Consider the following 17,142-nt stretch of genomic DNA (forward strand, 5'->3'; position numbering starts at 1 on the left):
ATGGCGGTCACTGAACTCGCGGGACGTATTGCCGTGGTCACCGGCGGCGGCGACGGGATGGGACGCGAGTTGGTGTGCCAGCTCGCAGCGGCAGGCGCACACGTCGCGGCGTGCGATCTCAATGCTGAGACGCTGGAGCAGGCCGCCGAGCTGGCCACGTCGCAGGCAGCAAGCGGTGTGCGAATCACCACGCACCTGTGCGATGTCACTGACGCAGATGCCGTGGCAACATTCGCGGCCGAGGTCGCAGCACAACACGACACCGACTACGTCAACCTGCTGTTCAACAACGCCGGCATCGGCCACGGCGGCAGCTTCGTGATCGATGATCAGCGAGCTGCGTGGGACAAGACCTTCGAGGTGTGCTGGAACGGGGTACTGAACTGCGCTCGCGCCTTCATGAACCTGCTCGTCCGCTCAGATGCGGCAGCGATCGTGAACACCAGCAGCGCCATGGCCGTCTGGGCGTCGCTCGGTCCAGGCGTGACGGACACGGCGTACTGCGCGGCAAAGTTCGCCGTGAAGGGGTTCACCGAGGCGCTCATGGTCGATCTCGCGCAGCACGCGTCCCACGTCAGCGCCCACGTAGTGATGCCCGGCCACATCGGCACGTTGATCGATCTGAACAGCGTCTCCGCTCACGGTCTCGATGCGCCGGTGCTACGCAAGACCGTGGCGGCCCGGGGGGTGGCGCTCGATCAGTCCAGCGACACCGAGGTTGAGGCATTGGTCCTCGACCTCTACACGCGCTTCCGAGACGACGCCCCGACGACAGCAACCGAGGCCGCCCAGATCATCTTGGCGGGAGTCCTTGCGGGCAATTGGCGCATCCTGGTCGGCGATGACGCGAAGGCCATCGACAATGCAGTGCGCGCCGATCCTGAGTCGGCTTACGAACCGGAGTTCTTCGAGAGGCTGCGCAACGCGGGCCACCTGCAGACGTTCGGCCGCTAGCCGCGCACCGGTGCCGAGGTGCTCATAACACCTGCCGAGATGTTCGCGGGCGGTCCGGCGGAAGGCTGATCGGGCATCCGACGTGCCGGTTCGGCGCGCGACCGCCGTCGCGCTGCCAGACTGCGGCCTCGCACGGGGAGACGGGCGGCACATGCCGCCCGCGAATCAGCACAGGGGGAGCGACCCATGGCGGTCACTGAACTCGCAGGACGTATTGCCGTCGTCACCGGCGGCGGCACCGGGATGGGACGCGAGCTGGTGTGCCAGCTCGCAGCAGCAGGCGCGCACGTTGCGGCCTGTGATCTCAATACCGAGACGCTGCAGCAAGCCGCCGAGACGGCGGCGTCGCAGGCGGCGAGTGGTTTGCGAATCACGACGCACCAGTGCGATGTCACTGACGCGGATGCCGTGGCAGCATTCGCCGCTGAGGTCGCGGCACAGCACGACACCGACCACATCAACCTGCTGTTCAACAACGCCGGCGTCGGCGGCGGCGGCAGCTTTGTGATCGACGACCAGCGCGAAGCGTGGGACAAGACCTTCGACGTCTGCTGGGACGGTGTGCTGAATTGCGCCCGGGCGTTCATGGACATGCTCGTCCGCTCAGATGCCGGAGCGATGGTCAACACCAGCAGCATCAACGGTTTCTGGGCTACCGTCGGGCCGGGCCTGCCTCACACGTCCTATAGCGCCGCGAAGTTCGCGGTGAAGGGCTTCACCGAAGCGCTCATGGTGGATCTCGCCGTGCATGCTCCGCACGTCAGCGCCCACGTCGTCATGCCCGGTCACATCGGCACCTCGATCGCGCTGAACAGCACCGAGACGCATGGCCTCGATGTCCCGCTGCTGCGCAAGACGATGGCGGCTCGGGGGATCCCGCTCGATCAGTTCAGCGATGGTGAGATTGAGGCGTTGGTCGTCGAACGCAATACGCGATTTCGTGACGACGCCCCGACGACGGCCGCTCAGGCCGCCCAGATCATCCTGTCGGGAGTGCTGGCCGGCCAGTGGCGCATTCTCGTCGGTGACGACGCGCATGTCATTGACGAGAACGTCCGTGCTGACCCCGAGTCCGCCTACGAACCGGAGTTCTTCGAAGCACTCCGCGACGCGGGGCACCTGCACGCGTTGGCCCGCTAGCTGCGCACTGGTCGCGAGTTCACATCGCCGGGCCGGAGCTCGGGATGGAGCTGATCATCGGCCCCCGGACGAAGACCACGCCGTTCACCGACCGCGCCGTGGCAGCAGGCATGACCAAGGCGATGGTCTACAACCACACGGTGCTGCCTATCAGCACCGATGATCCTGCTGCGGACTATCGGGCACTGACCGAAGCCGCCGCGATCTGGGACGTCGGCTGCGAACGCCAAGTGCAGATCGCCGGACCGGATGCGCACCGGTTGGTCACATATCTCTGCGCGCGGGATCTGCGGGACCTCGAGGTCGGTGCGGCCCGCTATGCGCCGATGTGCGACCACGAGGGTCGCCTCGTCAACGACCCGATGGCGCTGCGCATCGATGAGACGACGTTCTGGCTCTCGACTGCCGACAGCGATGTGCTGCTGTGGGCACGAGCGGTGGCGGGCGAAGGAGGATTCGACGTCGACGTGACCGAGCCGGACGTCTGGCCGCTTGCGATCCAAGGCCCCCGCGCCGCTGATGTCGTGGCTGCGGCGCTGGGGAACTGGGTGCGCGATGGCCGCTTCTTCCGATTCGCGGACCACATTCACAACGGCATCCCCATGATCGTGTGCCGCTCCGGATGGTCCGGCCAAGACGGCTTCGAGCTCTTCTTGATGGACGGCGCCCGGGGAGAAGAGCTCTGGGACCTGCTGTGGGAATCGGGTCGACCCTTCGGGCTTGCAGTGGGCGCGCCGAACAACACCGAGCGCATCGAGAGCTTCCTGCTCTCCTTCGGCGGCGACACCGATCCCGAGACCGATCCAGACGAGGCGGGCATCGGCCGGTTCGTGAGCCTGAAAGAAGAGAACGGCGACCACACGGGCCATGACTTCATCGGCAAAGCGGCGCTCCAGGCTCGGCGGGCATCAGGCACCCAGCGACGCCTCGTCGGTCTCGTCGTCGACGGCTACCCGCAGTCGCCGATGCGATCGCCACGCACCGTGCAGAGCCCCGACGGTCACCCAGTCGGCACGCTGCGAGCGCTTGCTCGCTCGCCGAAGTTCGACGCCAACATCGGCCTTGCACTGCTCGACCCGCCCTGGTTCGAGCCGGACACGGCGCTGCAGGTCAATCTCGACGGCATCGACCGCCCAGCCATGACGACGCGACTGCCCTTCAATCTGCCGCTTGGCTCCAAGGCTGCCGCCCGACCGAATAAGGCCGCCAGCGTCGCGCCGCTACCCTGACCGCCTCCGCGGACGTAGTTCAACGGCCAGAACCTCAGCCTTCCAAGCTGATGATGCGGGTTCGATTCCCGTCGTCCGCTCACCCGGCGTAGTCCGCTCGCCGCAAAGCATGAGCGGGTAGGCCCTGTCGCCTCCGCAGCGGGCACACCTCTCCGGCGCGGCCCCTTAGGCAGCGCGAATCGGGCCGTCCTCGAGCACCTGGCGGTTCGCGATCACCTCGTCGATGATCCCGTACTCCTTGGCGGATTCGGCATCCATGATGAAGTCCCGGTCGGTATCGGTGTGAATGCGCTCGAGGTCCTGGCCGGTGTGGTGCGCAATGATCCGCTCAAGCCGTTGGCGCATCCGCTCGATCTCGCGCGCCGCCAACTCGATGTCGGTGGCTTGACCCATCGCCTGCCCGTAGGGTTGGTGCAGGAGCACCCGCGCATTGGGCAGCGCCATGCGCTTGCCCGGCGTGCCCGCGGCCAGCAGCACCGCAGCGGCAGAGGCCGCCTGGCCCAGGCAGATCGTGGTGATGTCGTTGCGGATGTATTGGCTCGTGTCGTAAATGGCGAACAGCGAGCTGATGTCTCCACCAGGGGAATTGATGTAGATGTTGATGTCCTTGTCGGGATTTTCCGACTCCAGATGGATCAGCTGCGCGCACACCAGGTTGGCGATGACATCGTCGATGGGCGTGCCCAAGAAGATGATGTTCTCCTTCAACAGCCGCGAGTACAGGTCGTACGCCCGCTCACCCCGATTGGTCTGTTCCACGACGGTGGGCACGAGGTAATTGCGGGCACTGTGCCGTCCGGCGCTGATGTCAGATTGATCCGCTTTTGCGGAGAACTCGGTCGTCACGGTGTGTCCTTGTCGTCTTCGCCGTCTTCGTCGCTGCCGGCTTCGGTGTCGTCAACGCTTTCGGAGTCATCGGGCGACGGGAATTCGAGCGCTGAGCGGTCGATGGTGTCGCCGTCGGGTCCGACGAGTGTGGCGGCTTCGGTGACCCATTGAAGCGCCTTGCCCTTGCAAATCGCTGATGTGAGGTGAGCGAGTCCATCGGCTTCTGCCAGGACGTCGCGCAATTGGGCCGGGCTGCGGCCATCGTTGGCTGCCATCCGTTCCAACTCTGCGTCGATGTCATCGTCGTCGGCTTGCAGGCCTTCAGCGGTGGCCAGGGCACGTAGAGCCAGATCCAGACGCACGCCACGCTCAGCATCATCTCGCAATTCCCCGATGAACGACGCAGGCTCCTGGCCCGTTGACTCCAACCAGTCCTCAATCGTCATGTTTCGCTGCTGCAGCCCGCTGCCCAGCTCTGACATGCGATCGGCGATTGCCCCGCTCACCATGGCATCGGGAACCGGTCCATCGACAAGGCCGGCGAGTTGCTTCTGCACCTCGTCGCGCAGAGCCATGTTGGCTCGCATGATGCGGCCGAAGCCCAGTTGCCGTGCCGTGACCTCGCGAAGGTCCGCGATGCTGTCGTGCTCGGTGTTCTCGTCGACCCAGTCGTCGGTGAGTTCAGGCAGAACCAACTCCGACACCGTGTTGACATTGATCTCGAAGTCGATCTCCATCTCGGGCTGCACCGGATGTGGCGCGCTGAACGACAACTCGGCTCCGGCATCGCAGCCGATGAGCTGCTCGTCGACCTCGGGCACGATGCCACCGCTGCCGACCTCGTAGAGGTAGTCCTGGGCCGAGAGTCCGGGCAGCGCCTCGCCGTCCACGGACCCTTCGATGTCGATCGTGACACGGTCGCCAACTTCCGCGGCGCGCTCCACTTCGGCGATATCGGCAAACTGGCGGCGCGTCTCGTCGATGCGGGCGTCAATCTCGGACTCGGGCGGCTCGGGACTGGGAATCTCGACCTGCAGACTCTTGTAGCCCGAGATCGACACCACCGGTCGGATCTCGACCGTCGCCTCGAACGCCACCGGCCCTTCGCTGCCATCGAGAGTGAACTCCAGTTCGGGCTGGTTCACCACGTCGACGTGGTTGTCACGCACTGCCTGGGCGTAGTAGCGGGGCACCGCTTCTTCGAGCGCCTGCGCGCGCCCGACCTCGGATCCGAAGTGCGATTCCAGCACCCTTCGCGGTGCGCGGCCGGGTCGGAACCCGGGAATGCGCACCTCACGGGCCAGCTTGCGGAAAGCAGCCTCGATGTCGGCGTCGAACGTCTCGGCGTCGACCTCGACGGTCAGCTTGACGCGGGGACCGACAATTCGTTCTGTCGCAGTCTCACCGTTGCCGGAGTCGTCGGTGTCAGGGTCAGCCGGTGTCTCGTCCTCAACCGGAGGGTCCGGTTCAGAAATCAGCGCGGGCCCGATGAAATCCGCTGAATCCAGCGGCGTCAGCGTCGTCTTCACGAAGCGCGGAGCCTACCGGTGCGTCTCGACCGCTCCCCGTGGATACCGAACGGCCGGGATGAAACAGATCACGCTGTTCGGTGCGGGCTGTGCCATCCTTGGCGAGCAACCCTGAGCCGTCAACATCGGGGTCGCGTGCGGAAGGACCGTGTGCGAGCCTTGTACGGCTATCGACGACCAAGTCTCAGCAGGAGGGAGGTGCAGCGTGGCGAAGTTCGGCGAGGGCGGCGAGCTGCTCAAGTGCTCGTTCTGCGGCAAATCCCAGAAGCAGGTGCGCAAGCTCATTGCGGGCCCAGGTGTCTACATCTGCGACGAGTGCATCGACCTGTGCAACGAGATCATCGACGACGAAGTCGAGACATCGACCGAGACGCCATTCGAGTCAGTCCCCAAGCCACGCGAGATCTTTGCCTTCCTCGACGACTACATCATCGACCAGGACAAGACCAAGACGATCCTGTCGGTGGCCGTCTACAACCACTACAAGCGGATGCGTCTTGAGCCCTCCGGACCTGGTGCTAGTGAGGATGTCGAGATTGCCAAGTCGAACATCCTGCTGATTGGCCCCACGGGCTGCGGCAAGACGATGATGGCGGAGACCTTGGCACGCATGCTCAATGTGCCGTTCGCCATTGCTGATGCCACAGCGCTGACCGAGGCCGGCTACGTGGGAGAAGACGTCGAGAACATCCTGCTCAAGCTGCTCCAATCGGCCGACTTCGACGTGAAGCGCGCCGAGACCGGCATCGTCTACATCGACGAGATCGACAAGATCGCCCGCAAAGCCGAGAACGCCTCGATCACCCGCGACGTGTCCGGCGAGGGTGTCCAGCAGGCCCTGCTGAAGATTCTCGAGGGCACCGTGGCCTCGGTGCCCCCACAGGGCGGCCGCAAGCATCCCCACCAGGAGTTCTTGCAGATCGACACCAGCAACGTGCTATTCATCTGCGGGGGCGCGTTCGACGGCCTTGAGCGCATCATTGCTGACCGTGTGGGGGAGCGGGGCATCGGATTCGGAGCGACGCTGCGCAATGCTTCGGGCAGCTCAGCGCTGGACGTGCTGCCCGATGTGCTGCCCGAAGATCTGCGCCACTTCGGCCTGATTCCCGAATTCATCGGCAGGCTCCCCGTCGTCGGCGTCGTCGACTCGCTGGGTCCCGACGCACTGCGCCGGATCCTCACCGAGCCGAAGAATTCGCTGGTGCGCCAGTACCGCCGGATGTTCGAACTTGACGATGTCGAACTCGAGTTCACTGAGGATGCTCTCGAAGCCATCGTGGATCAGGCGATGCTCCGCAACACGGGCGCGCGGGGGCTCCGGGCGATCCTCGAGGAAGTTCTGCTGGGGCTGATGTACGACTTGCCGAGTCGCGATGACGTGGCTCGCTGCATCGTCAACCGGAGCGTGGTGTTCGACAAGGTGAATCCCACGCTGGTGCCTCGTTCGACCGTCACACGCCGCGCATCTTGAGCCCTGCGCCAACCGGAGCGGCAGCCGGGCCGCTGCGCGACTACGAGGCCGCACTCGACTGGCTGGATTCCCATATCGACCTCGAACGGCTGCTCGGCAGCCCCGAGGCGACAGCACCCACGCTGGATCGCATGTGGACACTCATGGGTGTCTTGGGCGACCCGCAGGACAGCGTGCCGGCCATCCACATCACCGGCACGAACGGCAAAGGCAGCACGGCGCGGATGTCAGTTGCGCTGCTCGGGGCGTGCGGGCTTGCGGCAGGCAGCTACACGTCGCCCCACATCGAGCGCGTCAACGACAGGATCACGGTGGCCAACGAGCCACTCGACGACGCATCGTTCGCAACGGCGATCAGCGAGGTCGCCGTCTTCGAGTCGACGGTGACCGAGCTCTGCGGCGAGCGGCCGAACTATTTCGAGGTGATGGCTGCCGCCGCGTACAACTGGTTCGCCTCCACTGCGCACGTCAACGTGATCGAAGTCGGCATGGGCGGCCGCTGGGATGCCACCAACGTGGTGGACGCTGCAGTGGCAGTCATCACCAACGTCGGCGCCGACCACCTTGAGATCATCGGACCCACATTGGCCGACGTTGCCTCGGAGAAGGCCGGGATCATCTCCGCAGGGGCGATCGCCGTCTGCGGCGAGACGGCCCCTGAGCTCGTCGAGATTGTGGCCGTCACGGCCGCAGAGGTCGGTGCTGAGCTGTGGCGCCGCGGCGTCGACTGGGATGTCACCGACCGCCAACCCGCCGTCGGCGGTCAGCTCGTGACCACCCGCACACCGTTTGGGGAGCACGCCGATCACTTCGTGCCGCTCCACGGTGCTCACCAGGCGATCAACCTCGCCACGGCCATCTGCTCGGTTGAGGCATTCTTCGGCCGGAGCCTCGACGACGACGTGATCACTGCCGCGCTCGGGAACATCACGCTGCCGGCGCGCTTTGAGATCGTGAATCGTCAGCCGACAGTGGTCATCGACGGGGCCCACAATCCCGCTGGTGCCGCTGCTCTGCGAGACACGCTGGCGGAAACGTTGTCCATGGGCTCGACGTCGGCGGGAGAGCCGCACGTCGCTTCGGCGGCAGGTACGGCCGGCGCCAATGTGCTTGTGATCGGTGCCAACAGACCACACGATCCCGGCGAGTTCTGCGAAGCGCTCGATCTCGAGCCATTCGATGCGGTTGTTGCAACTGCGGCGTCATGGCCGCGTGCGATCCCGCCGAGCGAGGTTTCCGCCGCGGTAGAGAACGCAGCGCCTGGCCGTGACCGGCCGCTCGACATCATCGCGGCAGCGAGCGTCACCGATGCGCTGGCGCACGCCCGCGACCGGGCCGGTCCCAATGGGATCGTGGTGGTGAGCGGCTCGCTGTACATCGCTGCCGAAGCCCGGCGACTGCTGGGGAGTCACCCGCATTAGTCTCTGGCGCGCAGCCCTTGACGCAACGCGTCAGTGCGTGGCAGCAGGCTGAGGGAGACTGCGATGCGGCAAACGCTGGTGATCTGCAAGCCCGACGCTGTCGAACGCGGCCTCGTCGGCGAGATTCTGGGCAGGTTCGAACGCAAGGGGCTCACCGTCGCGGCCTTGGAACACCGGACCATCGACCGCGATACCGCCGAACGGCACTACTCCGAACACGCTGGCAAGCCGTTTTATGAGCCACTGCTGGACTTCATCACGCGCTCGTCATCGGTTGTCATTGTGCTGGAAGGCCCTGCCGACGCAGGCGGCGACGTCTTCGCCGTCGTGCGCACCCTGATGGGTGCCACCAATCCCGCGACTGCCGCACCCGGCACCATCCGGGGCGACTACGGCCTGTCTCCCACCGAGAACCTCGTGCATGGTTCCGACAGCGAAGCCTCCGCCCAGCGAGAGATCGCCCTGTTCTTTCCGTCCGTCGTCTCGTCGAACAATAAAGTCGGCAGCTGATGGCGACGAACGGGCCGTCCCGACGCCGCCGAAGCGGACGCATGTTCGGCGGCAGGGACATCGCGGTCGATCTCGGTACTGCGAACACGATCGTGTTCGTTCGCGGCCGGGGAATCGTGCTCAACGAGCCCTCGGTGGTGGCCGTCGATTCGATTACGGGCAATTCGCTGGCCGTCGGCCAAGAGGCCAAGCGGATGATCGGTCGAACGCCGGGGAACATCACAGCGATCAGTCCCCTCAAAGACGGCGTGATCGCCGACTTCGACATTTGCGAAAAGATGCTCCGGCATTTCATCAACGAGGTCACCCAGACGCGCTGGCCCAAGCCACGCATGGTGATCTGTGTGCCGTCGGGAATCACCGGAGTGGAGCAGCGTGCAGTACAGGAAGCCGCCGAGTACGCAGGTGCACGCCGGGCGTACATCATCGAGGAGCCGATGGCAGCAGCGATCGGCGCTGGGCTGCCGGTGCAGACGGCGCAGGGGAGCATGATCGTCGACATCGGCGGCGGCACCACTGAGGTCGCCGTGATCTCGCTTGGCGGGATTGTGACGTCTCGTTCTGCCCGCGTCGGCGGCAACATGATCGACGCGTCCATCGTTGCTCACGTCAAGAAGGAGCATGGCCTCATCGTTGGCGAGCGCACCGCAGAGGAAATCAAGCTCGCGCTGGGCTCTGCGTGGCCGCTGCAGCAGGAGATCTACGCGGAGGTCCGCGGCCGCGACATGGTGAGCGGGCTTCCCGAATCCGTCAGCGTCGACAGCGTGGAGATCCGCGAGGCAATTGCGGGTCCCGTCAGCGCAATCGTCGACTCGGTGAAGGCGACGCTCGACGACACCGCGCCGGAGCTGGCAGCTGACGTCATGGACTACGGCATCACTCTTGCCGGCGGCGGAGCGATGCTGCGCGGTCTGCCGGATCGACTGCGCTCGGAAACAGGCGTTGCAGTTCACATCGCGGAGGACCCGCTGTTCGCCGTCGTGCGTGGCTCCGGACAGACGCTCGAAGAATTCGACGTCCTCCACGGAGTGCTGTACTCGTCCACCGAGGGGCGCTGACGCCCCCGGCCGTGGCCCGCCGCGCCGGCATTCGGAGACGCACATGGCTCCGCTTGGCCCTGCTCGTTGTGACGGCCATTGCACTGTTGACACTCGACGCACGTGGGTCTGGCGGCGTGCTGGACACTGCGCGCGGCGCAGCGCTGGACCTGCTGGGACCGGTGCGAACCTTCGGAGACTGGGCGGTCGGGCCGTTTCGCAACGCTTGGCGCGGGGTAGTCAGCTTTGACGACTTAGAGGCCGAGAACGCACAGCTGCGCGGCGAGCTGGCACAAGCGCAGGCATCGGTGCTGCGCGTCGGCGAGCTGGAACGGGACCGGCAGGAACTGCTCGCGCTGGTGGGCGCCCGTGACACCGCCCGGGCAATCCCTCGGGTCACGGCGAGGGTCATTGATGCACCGGTGTCGAACTTCGAACGCACGATCGAGCTGGCGAAAGGACGCCGGGACGGCATACGCGAGGGAATGCCGGTGGAGAGCGGCGACGGCTTGATCGGGCGCGTCGTACAGGCCAGCACCACTCGTTCGCGGGTAGAGCTGCTGACCGATCCCAACTTCGACGCCGGCGTGCGCATCGTCAGGTCCGGAGACGACGGATTGGCCTCGGGACGAGGACCGGGTCGCGACCTGGAGGTGAGCTACATCGAGCTTGAGACGGTCGTCATCCCGGGAGAGACCGTGGTGACCAGCGGCTTTGCGGGGAGCACGTTTCCCGCCGGGCTGCTTGTGGGCACGGTCACCGATGTCGAGCCCGACGCAGTCCGGGGAGCGCAGCGGGTCGCTGTGCACCCTGCCGCAGACTTGACCCGGCTGCGATGGGTGCAGGTGCTCCTCTACGAGCCCGACGTCCCCGAGCCGGTGATTGTCGATCGCGAGCCTCCGGACACGCCAGTCACCCCCGTCAATACGGACGGGGCATCGTGAGAGGAGACCGGCGGTGATGGCAGGTGCCGGGCCGCTGGCCCGGTCGGCACTGGTGCTGGTTGCTGCTGTCATGGCGCACGTCGGCTTGCTGGCCCACATCACCCCGGCTGGCGTCATTGTCGATCCGCTGGTGCTGCTCGCCGTCGCAGGGGGGATGGTCGGGGGTCGCAGCACCGGGGCGTCCTTCGGCGGAGGTTGTGGACTGGCCTCCGATCTCATCGTTCACACGCCCTTTGGCATGTCCCTGCTGGTCTTGACCCTGGTTGGCTACTTGTCAGGCACCGTGACCGAGCAGATCCCCTCGGCGCGCTGGTTCTCACGTGCAGCGGTGGCGTCGGTGCTGGCGTCGGGCGGGATCGTCCTGTTTGCCGGCGCAGGCTGGCTGATGGATCTCGTCTATGTGACGGAGGCTCCCCTTGTTCGCATCGCCATCGTCACCGGTGTCGCGTCCCTGCTGACCAATCCGCTGCTCGAACGTGTGGTTCGCTGGGCGCTCGTCATCCGCCCGCGCATTACCGCCGAACGGGAACCGAGGTCTCGCAGTGGATGAGCGCGTCCGTCGGCGAATGGCCTTCCTGGGCATCGTGATGGTGGGCCTGTTCGGAGCGCTGTTCACTCGCCTGTGGTACCTGCAGGTGCTCGAGTCGGAACAATTCGCTGTAGCTGCGGAGTCCAACCAAGTCCGCATCATCATCACCCCGCCGACCCGCGGACGCATCCTCGACCGTCACGGTGTGGTCCTGGCCGACAACATCCGCACCGGCGTCGTCACGATCGACCAGTCGAGTTACACGGCACCTCAGACCGAGGCGGTGCTGACCGAGCTGGCCGACCTGCTCGATGTGTCGGTCGCCCAGCTCAGCCAGGGCCTTGCCGACCAGCGCACGCACCCGCTCGCGCCCAAGGTGGTGGCGACGGGCCTCGACGAGGCCGGCCTGCTGCGAGTGGCCGAGCGATCCATTCCCGGAGTCGAGGCCAAATGGGACTGGGTGCGCGTGTACCCGCAGAACGAGGTCGCTGCGCACATCGTGGGCTACGTCGGAGCGATGTCGGAACGCCAGCACAGGGAGCTGATCGACGACGGCTACCTGCCCTACGAGCGAGTCGGCCGGGCGGGCATCGAGGGTCTCTTCGAGGCAGAGCTTCATGGCGAGCCGGGCCGCACCAAGCTCGAGGTGGATCGGCGCGACCGCGTGCAGCGGATTTTGGCCGATGTCCCGCCGGAGCCGGGTCACGACATCGTGCTGTCCATCGACGTCGAGTTGCAGGCTGCAGTTGAGTCGTACTTGCGACAGGGACTGATTGCGGCCCGCAAGACGGTGAGCGAGGACTCGGGCTTCTTCTACCCGGCACTCACGGGAGCAGCCGTGGTCATGGACGTGCGCAACGGCGACGTGCTCGCGATGGTGTCGCACCCGACCTACGACCCCAGCTGGATGGTGGAGGGGTTGACCGTGGCGGAGTACCGCTCGGTCTTCGAGAACCCCTATTCGCCGGGAGCGCTCAACAACCTTGCAGTTCAGGGCACCTACTCGCCTGGTTCGGTGTTCAAGCCGGTGACGGCGCTTGCCGGGCTCGAGGCGGGTCTCATCTCGCCTCGAGCCTCGTACCACGACATCGGGTACTACAGGATTCCCGACGAGCGGGGCTGCACCGGCCGCTGCACCTTCTTCAACTCGGACCGGGCCGCACTGGGGACCCTGGACCTGTCCGGAGCGCTGACTCGGTCGAGCGACGCCTACTTCTACAAGGTGTCCGATGACCTCTACTGGATCGACGGTCCCGAGCAGTGGGCCATCCAGAACATGGCCCGATCGCTCGGGTTGGGCGCTCCGACCGGCGTGCAGCTGCCGTTCGAGAAGACGGGCCGCGTGCCTGACGGCGACGTGAAGAAAACCCTGTTCGAGCTGAGCCCCGAGGCCTATAACCCCTACAACGAGCCGCCGCGCTGGTTCCCGGGTGACAACATCAACACCGGGATCGGCCAGGGGCTGGTGGCGGTGACGCCGATGCAGCTCGCCAACGCCTACGCCACTCTCGCCAATGGCGGAACCCGCTTCTCGCCGAACATCGTCGAGGCGGTCGTGTCGCGGGAGGCCGAGACATTCGGCGAGGCTGTGCTCACCTTCGAGCCGAGGGTGCTCGACGTCGTGGACTTCCCCGAGGGCAGCTCGGTGGTACGGGAAGGGTTGAGCAACGTCACCAACTCCCGGTTGCGGGGCACTGCCGCCAGGGCGTTCGAGGGCTACGACCACAAGGGGTACCCGGTGTCGGGCAAAACCGGCACGGCGCAGGCGCAGGGTCTGAACGCAGTGCTGCGGCGCAAGAAGGAGGACACTGCGGTGTTCGTGGCGTGGGCACCCACGCATGACCCTCGCTATGCCGTCGTCGTCGTCATGGAGGAGGCCGGATACGGCGGCGAGGCGGCAGCGCCAGTCGCTCGGCGCATCATTGAGGCCGTGCGGGCCTACGAGCAGCGCTGGCCCGAGCCGCAGATTGCGTTCGTGCCGCCCCAGCCCGAGTGCCCTGAAGTGCCAGAGGCGCTGCGAAGCGATCCGGCGTTCCTGGGCTATGTGCCTGAAGGCTGCCCGTGGGGCGTCCAGCTGCCACGGGCCAACACGCCCTCTGACGCGGACGGCGACGGCATCCCCGATGTGGACCAGATCGACGGAGCACTCCTGGGCGATCTTCCCCGCCGCAGGGTGGAGGTGGCGTCATGATCGCGCGTCTGCTGAATCGCACACAGACCCGGCGTGAATTGCGATCTCCGGCCTGGTTCGCCGACTACACGTTGGCGCTGACTGCGGTCGCAATCGCGTGCCTGGGAATCGCCATGAACTACGCCTCGACGTGGCGAAGCCTCGCCTTCGAAGGCGGCGATCCATGGACCGTGGCGCGCCGTCAGGCGATCTTCGTGGGGATCGGCATCGTGGTCATGGTCGTCGCCGCCGTCGTCGACTACCGGGCGCTGCGCTTCTACGCGACGCCTGCGTACCTCGCGATCTTGGTCGCGCTGGGGGCACTCCTGCGCTGGGGGCCGCAGATTCGCAATGCGCGCTCCTGGTTCGAATTGCCGGTGTTCGGATTCCAGGTGCAGCCATCGGAGTTCGCCAAGCTCATCGTGATCGTGTCACTGGCCGCATTCGTTGCCAGCCACGAGGGCTACCTGCGTTTTGACACGCTGTTCAACGCCGGGCTGCTGCTGGTGGTGCCGATGGGCCTGATCTACCTGCAGCCCGACCTCGGCACGATGCTGGTCTTCGTGGCTATCGCGATGGGCATGCTGCTCGTTGCGGGCGCGCAGCTGCGGCACATCGTCGTCGTCTCGCTGGCCGGCGTCCTAGCTCTCGTGCTGGTATTCAGCATCGACGCGCTCCAGGGGCCTCGGCTGCTGAATGAGACGCAGCGAAACCGCCTGACGGCCTTCCTGGATCAAGACTTCGAGCCCTTGGAGGCCTCGTACAACCTGCGGCAGAGCCAGATCGCCATCGGTGCGGGCGGTATCTGGGGTCAGGGCTGGAAGCAGGGCACGCAGACGAACCTCTCCCTGGTACCCGAGCAGCACAACGACTTCATCTTCACGGCGCTGGGGGAGGAGTTCGGCCTCGTCGGCGGCTCGCTTCTGCTCGCGCTGTATGCGTACATGTCGGTGCGTATCTGGCAGATAGCCCGCGTCGCCACCGACCCCTTCGGACGACTACTAGTCGTCGGCGTCCTCTCCATGTTGCTGTTCCAGGTCTTCCAGAACATCGGCATGACGATCGGCATCATGCCGATTACGGGCATCCCCTTGCCGCTCATGAGCCATGGCGGTTCGGGCACCATCACGGCCTTCGCCGCCGTGGGCATCGTCATCAGCGTCGGATCAAGGCGCTACGCCCTCTAAGGGCGTACCAGCAGTTACGGCACCCTCATACGCTTCATCATCCACAGGGGCCGGTAGCGTTGGAGCCGCAATGACAACGCTGTGGCCCCGGCTCGAGCCCCTGCTGCCACGTGTCTCTAAGCCGGCTCGGTATATCGGCTGCGAGGACGGGATGCAACGACCGACGGTCGGCCCCCATCTCACCTCTTGGCTTCTGGCCTATCCCGATACCTACGAGATCGGCCTGCCGAACCAAGGCCTTCAGATCCTCTACGAGCTGCTGAACGAGCGTCCGGACTCCAGCGCCGAGCGCACATATGCACCGTGGATCGACCTTGAGGCCGAGATGCGAGCCGCCCGGCTCCCGCTGTTCTCGGTCGATACGCATCGAGCCGCAGCCTCCTTCGACATCATCGCCTTCAACCTCTCTGCCGAGCTCGTGTACACCAACGTGCTCAACTGCATAGATCTGGCGGGGCTGGAGGTGAGGTCGGCTCGGCGCGGCGACGCCGACCCGCTGATCGGCGCTGGTGGTCATTGCGCATTCAACCCCGAGCCGATGTCGGATTTTGTGGACTTCTTCGTCATCGGCGAAGGCGAGGAAGTAGTCGGCGAGATCACCGAGGCGGTCGGTGCCTGGAAGCGAACCGGCAAGCGTCCCGGCACTCGCACCACGATCCTGCGGGACCTCGCAGGCATTGAGGGTGTGTATGTGCCGGCAATGTACGACGTCACCTATGACGGCCCAGCGCTCGTCGAGGTCACGCCCAAGTACCCCGACGTGCCGCCGCTCGTTGCCAAGCGCACCGTTGCGGACCTTGGCGAGTGGCCGTATCCCCGCCGTCAGCTGGTGCCGGTCACCGAAGTCGTCCATGATCGGCTGTCGGTGGAAGTGTTCAGGGGCTGCACCCGGGGGTGCCGTTTCTGCCAGGCGGGCATGATCACCCGACCAGTGCGAGAACGCCCCGCCGCGCAGGTCCGAGAGATGGTGACAGCAGGCCTCGAGCGCAGTGGATACGACGAGGTCAGCCTGATGTCGTTGTCCACGGCGGACTACAGCGGCATCGCCGAGCTGGTCCGGGACACGGTCTCGGCCGGCGTAGTCGGCGCGACGGGCACAGCCGGCGTAGTCGGCGCGACGGGCACAGCCGGCGCAGTCGGCGCGACGGGCACAGCCGACGGCAGCGGTTTAGACCCAAGCCGCATCAGCGTCTCGTTGCCGAGCTTGCGAGTCGATGCCTTCACCGTCGACGTGGCGGCCCAGGTGTCGCGAGCACGCCGCACGGGGCTCACCTTTGCCCCCGAAGCGGGTTCGTGGCGGTTGCGCCAGATCATCAACAAGCTCATCACTGAAGAAGACCTGTACAGCGCCGTGCGCTCTGCCTACAGCCAGGGCTGGCACCGCATGAAGCTGTACTTCCTCACGGGTCTGCCTTCGGAGATGGACCCTGACACCGAGGCGATCGCCCACCTCGCCGATGCGTGCGCGCGCATCGGGCAGGAGTACAACAAGCGTGCCTCGGTGACGGTGTCACTGGGAGGCTTCGTGCCGAAGCCCCACACACCGTTCCAGTGGTTCGGGCAGAACCCGCCTGACGAGCTGGCACGCAAGGTACGGCTGGTGCGCTCGGCGTTGGGACGCAACCGGCGTGTCCAGCTCAAGTGGCACGACCCGGCGGCCTCGGCAGCCGAGGGGATCGCCAGTCGAGGCGACCGGCGCGTGGGCGCGGCGATCGAATACGTCTGGCGCAAGGGCGGCACATTTCAGGAGTGGAGCGAGCACTTCGACCTTGACCTTTGGGAAGAGGCGATGGCAGCGAGCGGCCTCAGTCTCGACTGGTACGTGTACCGGCATCGAGGCGAAGACGAAGTGCTGCCCTGGGACCACATCGGTGCCGGCTTGCACAGCGACTTTCTCTGGCAAGACTGGCAGGACGCCCTCGCGGGCCATGGCCTGCCTGACTGCCGCTGGACCCCGTGCTACGACTGCGGGGCCTGTACTGAATATGGGATCGAGCACATGGTTGCGTCCCCTGTCGCCCCCAATGGCGGCAGTCAGGGGACGGGACAGGATCTCGCGACCGGCCATATGGTGCCGGTCGAGCTGCGTCCCCGCCTGCTGGCGGGCGCAGCTGCATCGGCGGGAGGCGGCGCGTGATGCGCGGCCCCATTGCTCCGATGCCGAGCCGCAGTGCCGCTCCCACCCTCGTGGGT

At 65.9% G+C, this 17,142-nt stretch carries 14 protein-coding genes and 1 tRNA gene; 13 read left to right on the plus strand and 2 right to left on the minus strand.

Going from position 1 to position 17,142, the window contains the following annotated elements:
* The 4 genes from ACOOHB_RS02575 (at nt 1) to ACOOHB_RS02590 (ending at nt 3,403) form a co-directional block, all read left to right on the plus strand.
* Nucleotides 1-954 (plus strand): SDR family NAD(P)-dependent oxidoreductase, encoded by a 954-nt coding sequence (locus ACOOHB_RS02575; protein WP_420443256.1) that lies wholly within the window; start codon nt 1-3, stop codon nt 952-954.
* A gap of 186 nt (nt 955-1,140) precedes the next feature.
* Entirely contained in the window at nt 1,141-2,094 is a 954-nt protein-coding gene (locus tag ACOOHB_RS02580; protein WP_420443257.1) for an SDR family NAD(P)-dependent oxidoreductase, read from the plus strand.
* Between the two features lie 44 nt (nt 2,095-2,138).
* Nucleotides 2,139-3,323: a glycine cleavage T C-terminal barrel domain-containing protein gene (locus ACOOHB_RS02585; protein WP_420443258.1), complete on the plus strand. Its 1,185-nt coding sequence runs from the start codon at nt 2,139-2,141 to the stop codon at nt 3,321-3,323.
* 8 nt (nt 3,324-3,331) lie between these two features.
* Nucleotides 3,332-3,403, plus strand: a tRNA-Gly gene (locus ACOOHB_RS02590).
* An 85-nt stretch (nt 3,404-3,488) separates the two neighbouring features.
* On the opposite strand, the gene ACOOHB_RS02595 is transcribed toward ACOOHB_RS02590, so the two are convergent.
* Together ACOOHB_RS02595 and tig are read right to left on the minus strand one after the other, a co-directional pair.
* Complete coding sequence (locus ACOOHB_RS02595; protein WP_420444642.1) at nt 3,489-4,130, minus strand: ATP-dependent Clp protease proteolytic subunit; 642 nt, start codon at nt 4,128-4,130, stop codon at nt 3,489-3,491.
* A gap of 35 nt (nt 4,131-4,165) precedes the next feature.
* Nucleotides 4,166-5,680, minus strand: coding sequence for a trigger factor (gene tig / locus ACOOHB_RS02600; protein ID WP_420443259.1), 1,515 nt, complete (start codon nt 5,678-5,680; stop codon nt 4,166-4,168).
* 205 nt (nt 5,681-5,885) lie between these two features.
* On the opposite strand from tig, the gene clpX reads away from it, so the two are divergent.
* The 9 genes from clpX to ACOOHB_RS02645 all read left to right on the plus strand — a co-directional run bounded on the left by clpX (nt 5,886) and on the right by ACOOHB_RS02645 (nt 17,086).
* On the plus strand, nt 5,886-7,151 hold the full coding sequence (gene clpX / locus ACOOHB_RS02605) for an ATP-dependent Clp protease ATP-binding subunit ClpX (RefSeq protein ID WP_420443260.1): 1,266 nt from the start codon (nt 5,886-5,888) through the stop codon (nt 7,149-7,151).
* Nucleotides 7,148-8,572, plus strand: a complete 1,425-nt coding sequence (locus tag ACOOHB_RS02610) for a bifunctional folylpolyglutamate synthase/dihydrofolate synthase (protein WP_420443261.1) — start codon at nt 7,148-7,150, stop codon at nt 8,570-8,572. The genes clpX and ACOOHB_RS02610 overlap by 4 nt, the downstream gene beginning before the upstream one ends.
* 63 nt (nt 8,573-8,635) lie before the next feature.
* The gene (gene ndk / locus ACOOHB_RS02615; RefSeq protein ID WP_420443262.1) at nt 8,636-9,082 is read left to right on the plus strand and encodes a nucleoside-diphosphate kinase; all 447 of its coding nucleotides are present in this window, start codon (nt 8,636-8,638) and stop codon (nt 9,080-9,082) included.
* Nucleotides 9,082-10,140: a rod shape-determining protein gene (locus tag ACOOHB_RS02620; protein ID WP_420443263.1), complete on the plus strand. Its 1,059-nt coding sequence runs from the start codon at nt 9,082-9,084 to the stop codon at nt 10,138-10,140. Before ndk ends, ACOOHB_RS02620 begins: the two co-directional genes overlap by 1 nt.
* Nucleotides 10,141-10,193: 53 nt before the next feature.
* Nucleotides 10,194-11,063: a rod shape-determining protein MreC gene (gene mreC / locus ACOOHB_RS02625; protein ID WP_420443264.1), complete on the plus strand. Its 870-nt coding sequence runs from the start codon at nt 10,194-10,196 to the stop codon at nt 11,061-11,063.
* Between the two features lie 16 nt (nt 11,064-11,079).
* Nucleotides 11,080-11,613, plus strand: coding sequence for a hypothetical protein (locus tag ACOOHB_RS02630; protein ID WP_420443265.1), 534 nt, complete (start codon nt 11,080-11,082; stop codon nt 11,611-11,613).
* Nucleotides 11,606-13,783 (plus strand): penicillin-binding protein 2, encoded by a 2,178-nt coding sequence (gene mrdA, locus ACOOHB_RS02635; RefSeq protein WP_420443266.1) that lies wholly within the window; start codon nt 11,606-11,608, stop codon nt 13,781-13,783. Before ACOOHB_RS02630 ends, mrdA begins: the two co-directional genes overlap by 8 nt.
* A complete protein-coding gene (gene rodA / locus ACOOHB_RS02640; RefSeq protein ID WP_420443267.1) occupies nt 13,780-14,949 on the plus strand; it encodes a rod shape-determining protein RodA in 1,170 nt (389 codons plus the stop codon). The genes mrdA and rodA overlap by 4 nt, the downstream gene beginning before the upstream one ends.
* A 70-nt stretch (nt 14,950-15,019) precedes the next feature.
* The gene (locus ACOOHB_RS02645; protein WP_420443268.1) at nt 15,020-17,086 is read left to right on the plus strand and encodes a radical SAM protein; all 2,067 of its coding nucleotides are present in this window, start codon (nt 15,020-15,022) and stop codon (nt 17,084-17,086) included.
* The last annotated feature ends 56 nt before the right edge of the window (nt 17,087-17,142 follow it).

It is taken from the genome of Candidatus Poriferisodalis sp., from assembly GCF_965215815.1.
Classification (GTDB): domain Bacteria; phylum Actinomycetota; class Acidimicrobiia; order Acidimicrobiales; family Poriferisodalaceae; genus Poriferisodalis.

Coding starts and splice junctions, on each gene's coding strand:
- ACOOHB_RS02575 (WP_420443256.1), top strand. CDS start 1: ATGGCGGTCACTGAACTCGCGGGACGTATTGCCGTGGTCACCGGCGGC.
- ACOOHB_RS02580 (WP_420443257.1), top strand. CDS start 1,141: ATGGCGGTCACTGAACTCGCAGGACGTATTGCCGTCGTCACCGGCGGC.
- ACOOHB_RS02585 (WP_420443258.1), top strand. CDS start 2,139: ATGGAGCTGATCATCGGCCCCCGGACGAAGACCACGCCGTTCACCGAC.
- ndk (WP_420443262.1), top strand. CDS start 8,636: ATGCGGCAAACGCTGGTGATCTGCAAGCCCGACGCTGTCGAACGCGGC.
- ACOOHB_RS02620 (WP_420443263.1), top strand. CDS start 9,082: ATGGCGACGAACGGGCCGTCCCGACGCCGCCGAAGCGGACGCATGTTC.
- ACOOHB_RS02630 (WP_420443265.1), top strand. CDS start 11,080: ATGGCAGGTGCCGGGCCGCTGGCCCGGTCGGCACTGGTGCTGGTTGCT.
- rodA (WP_420443267.1), top strand. CDS start 13,780: ATGATCGCGCGTCTGCTGAATCGCACACAGACCCGGCGTGAATTGCGA.
- ACOOHB_RS02645 (WP_420443268.1), top strand. CDS start 15,020: ATGACAACGCTGTGGCCCCGGCTCGAGCCCCTGCTGCCACGTGTCTCT.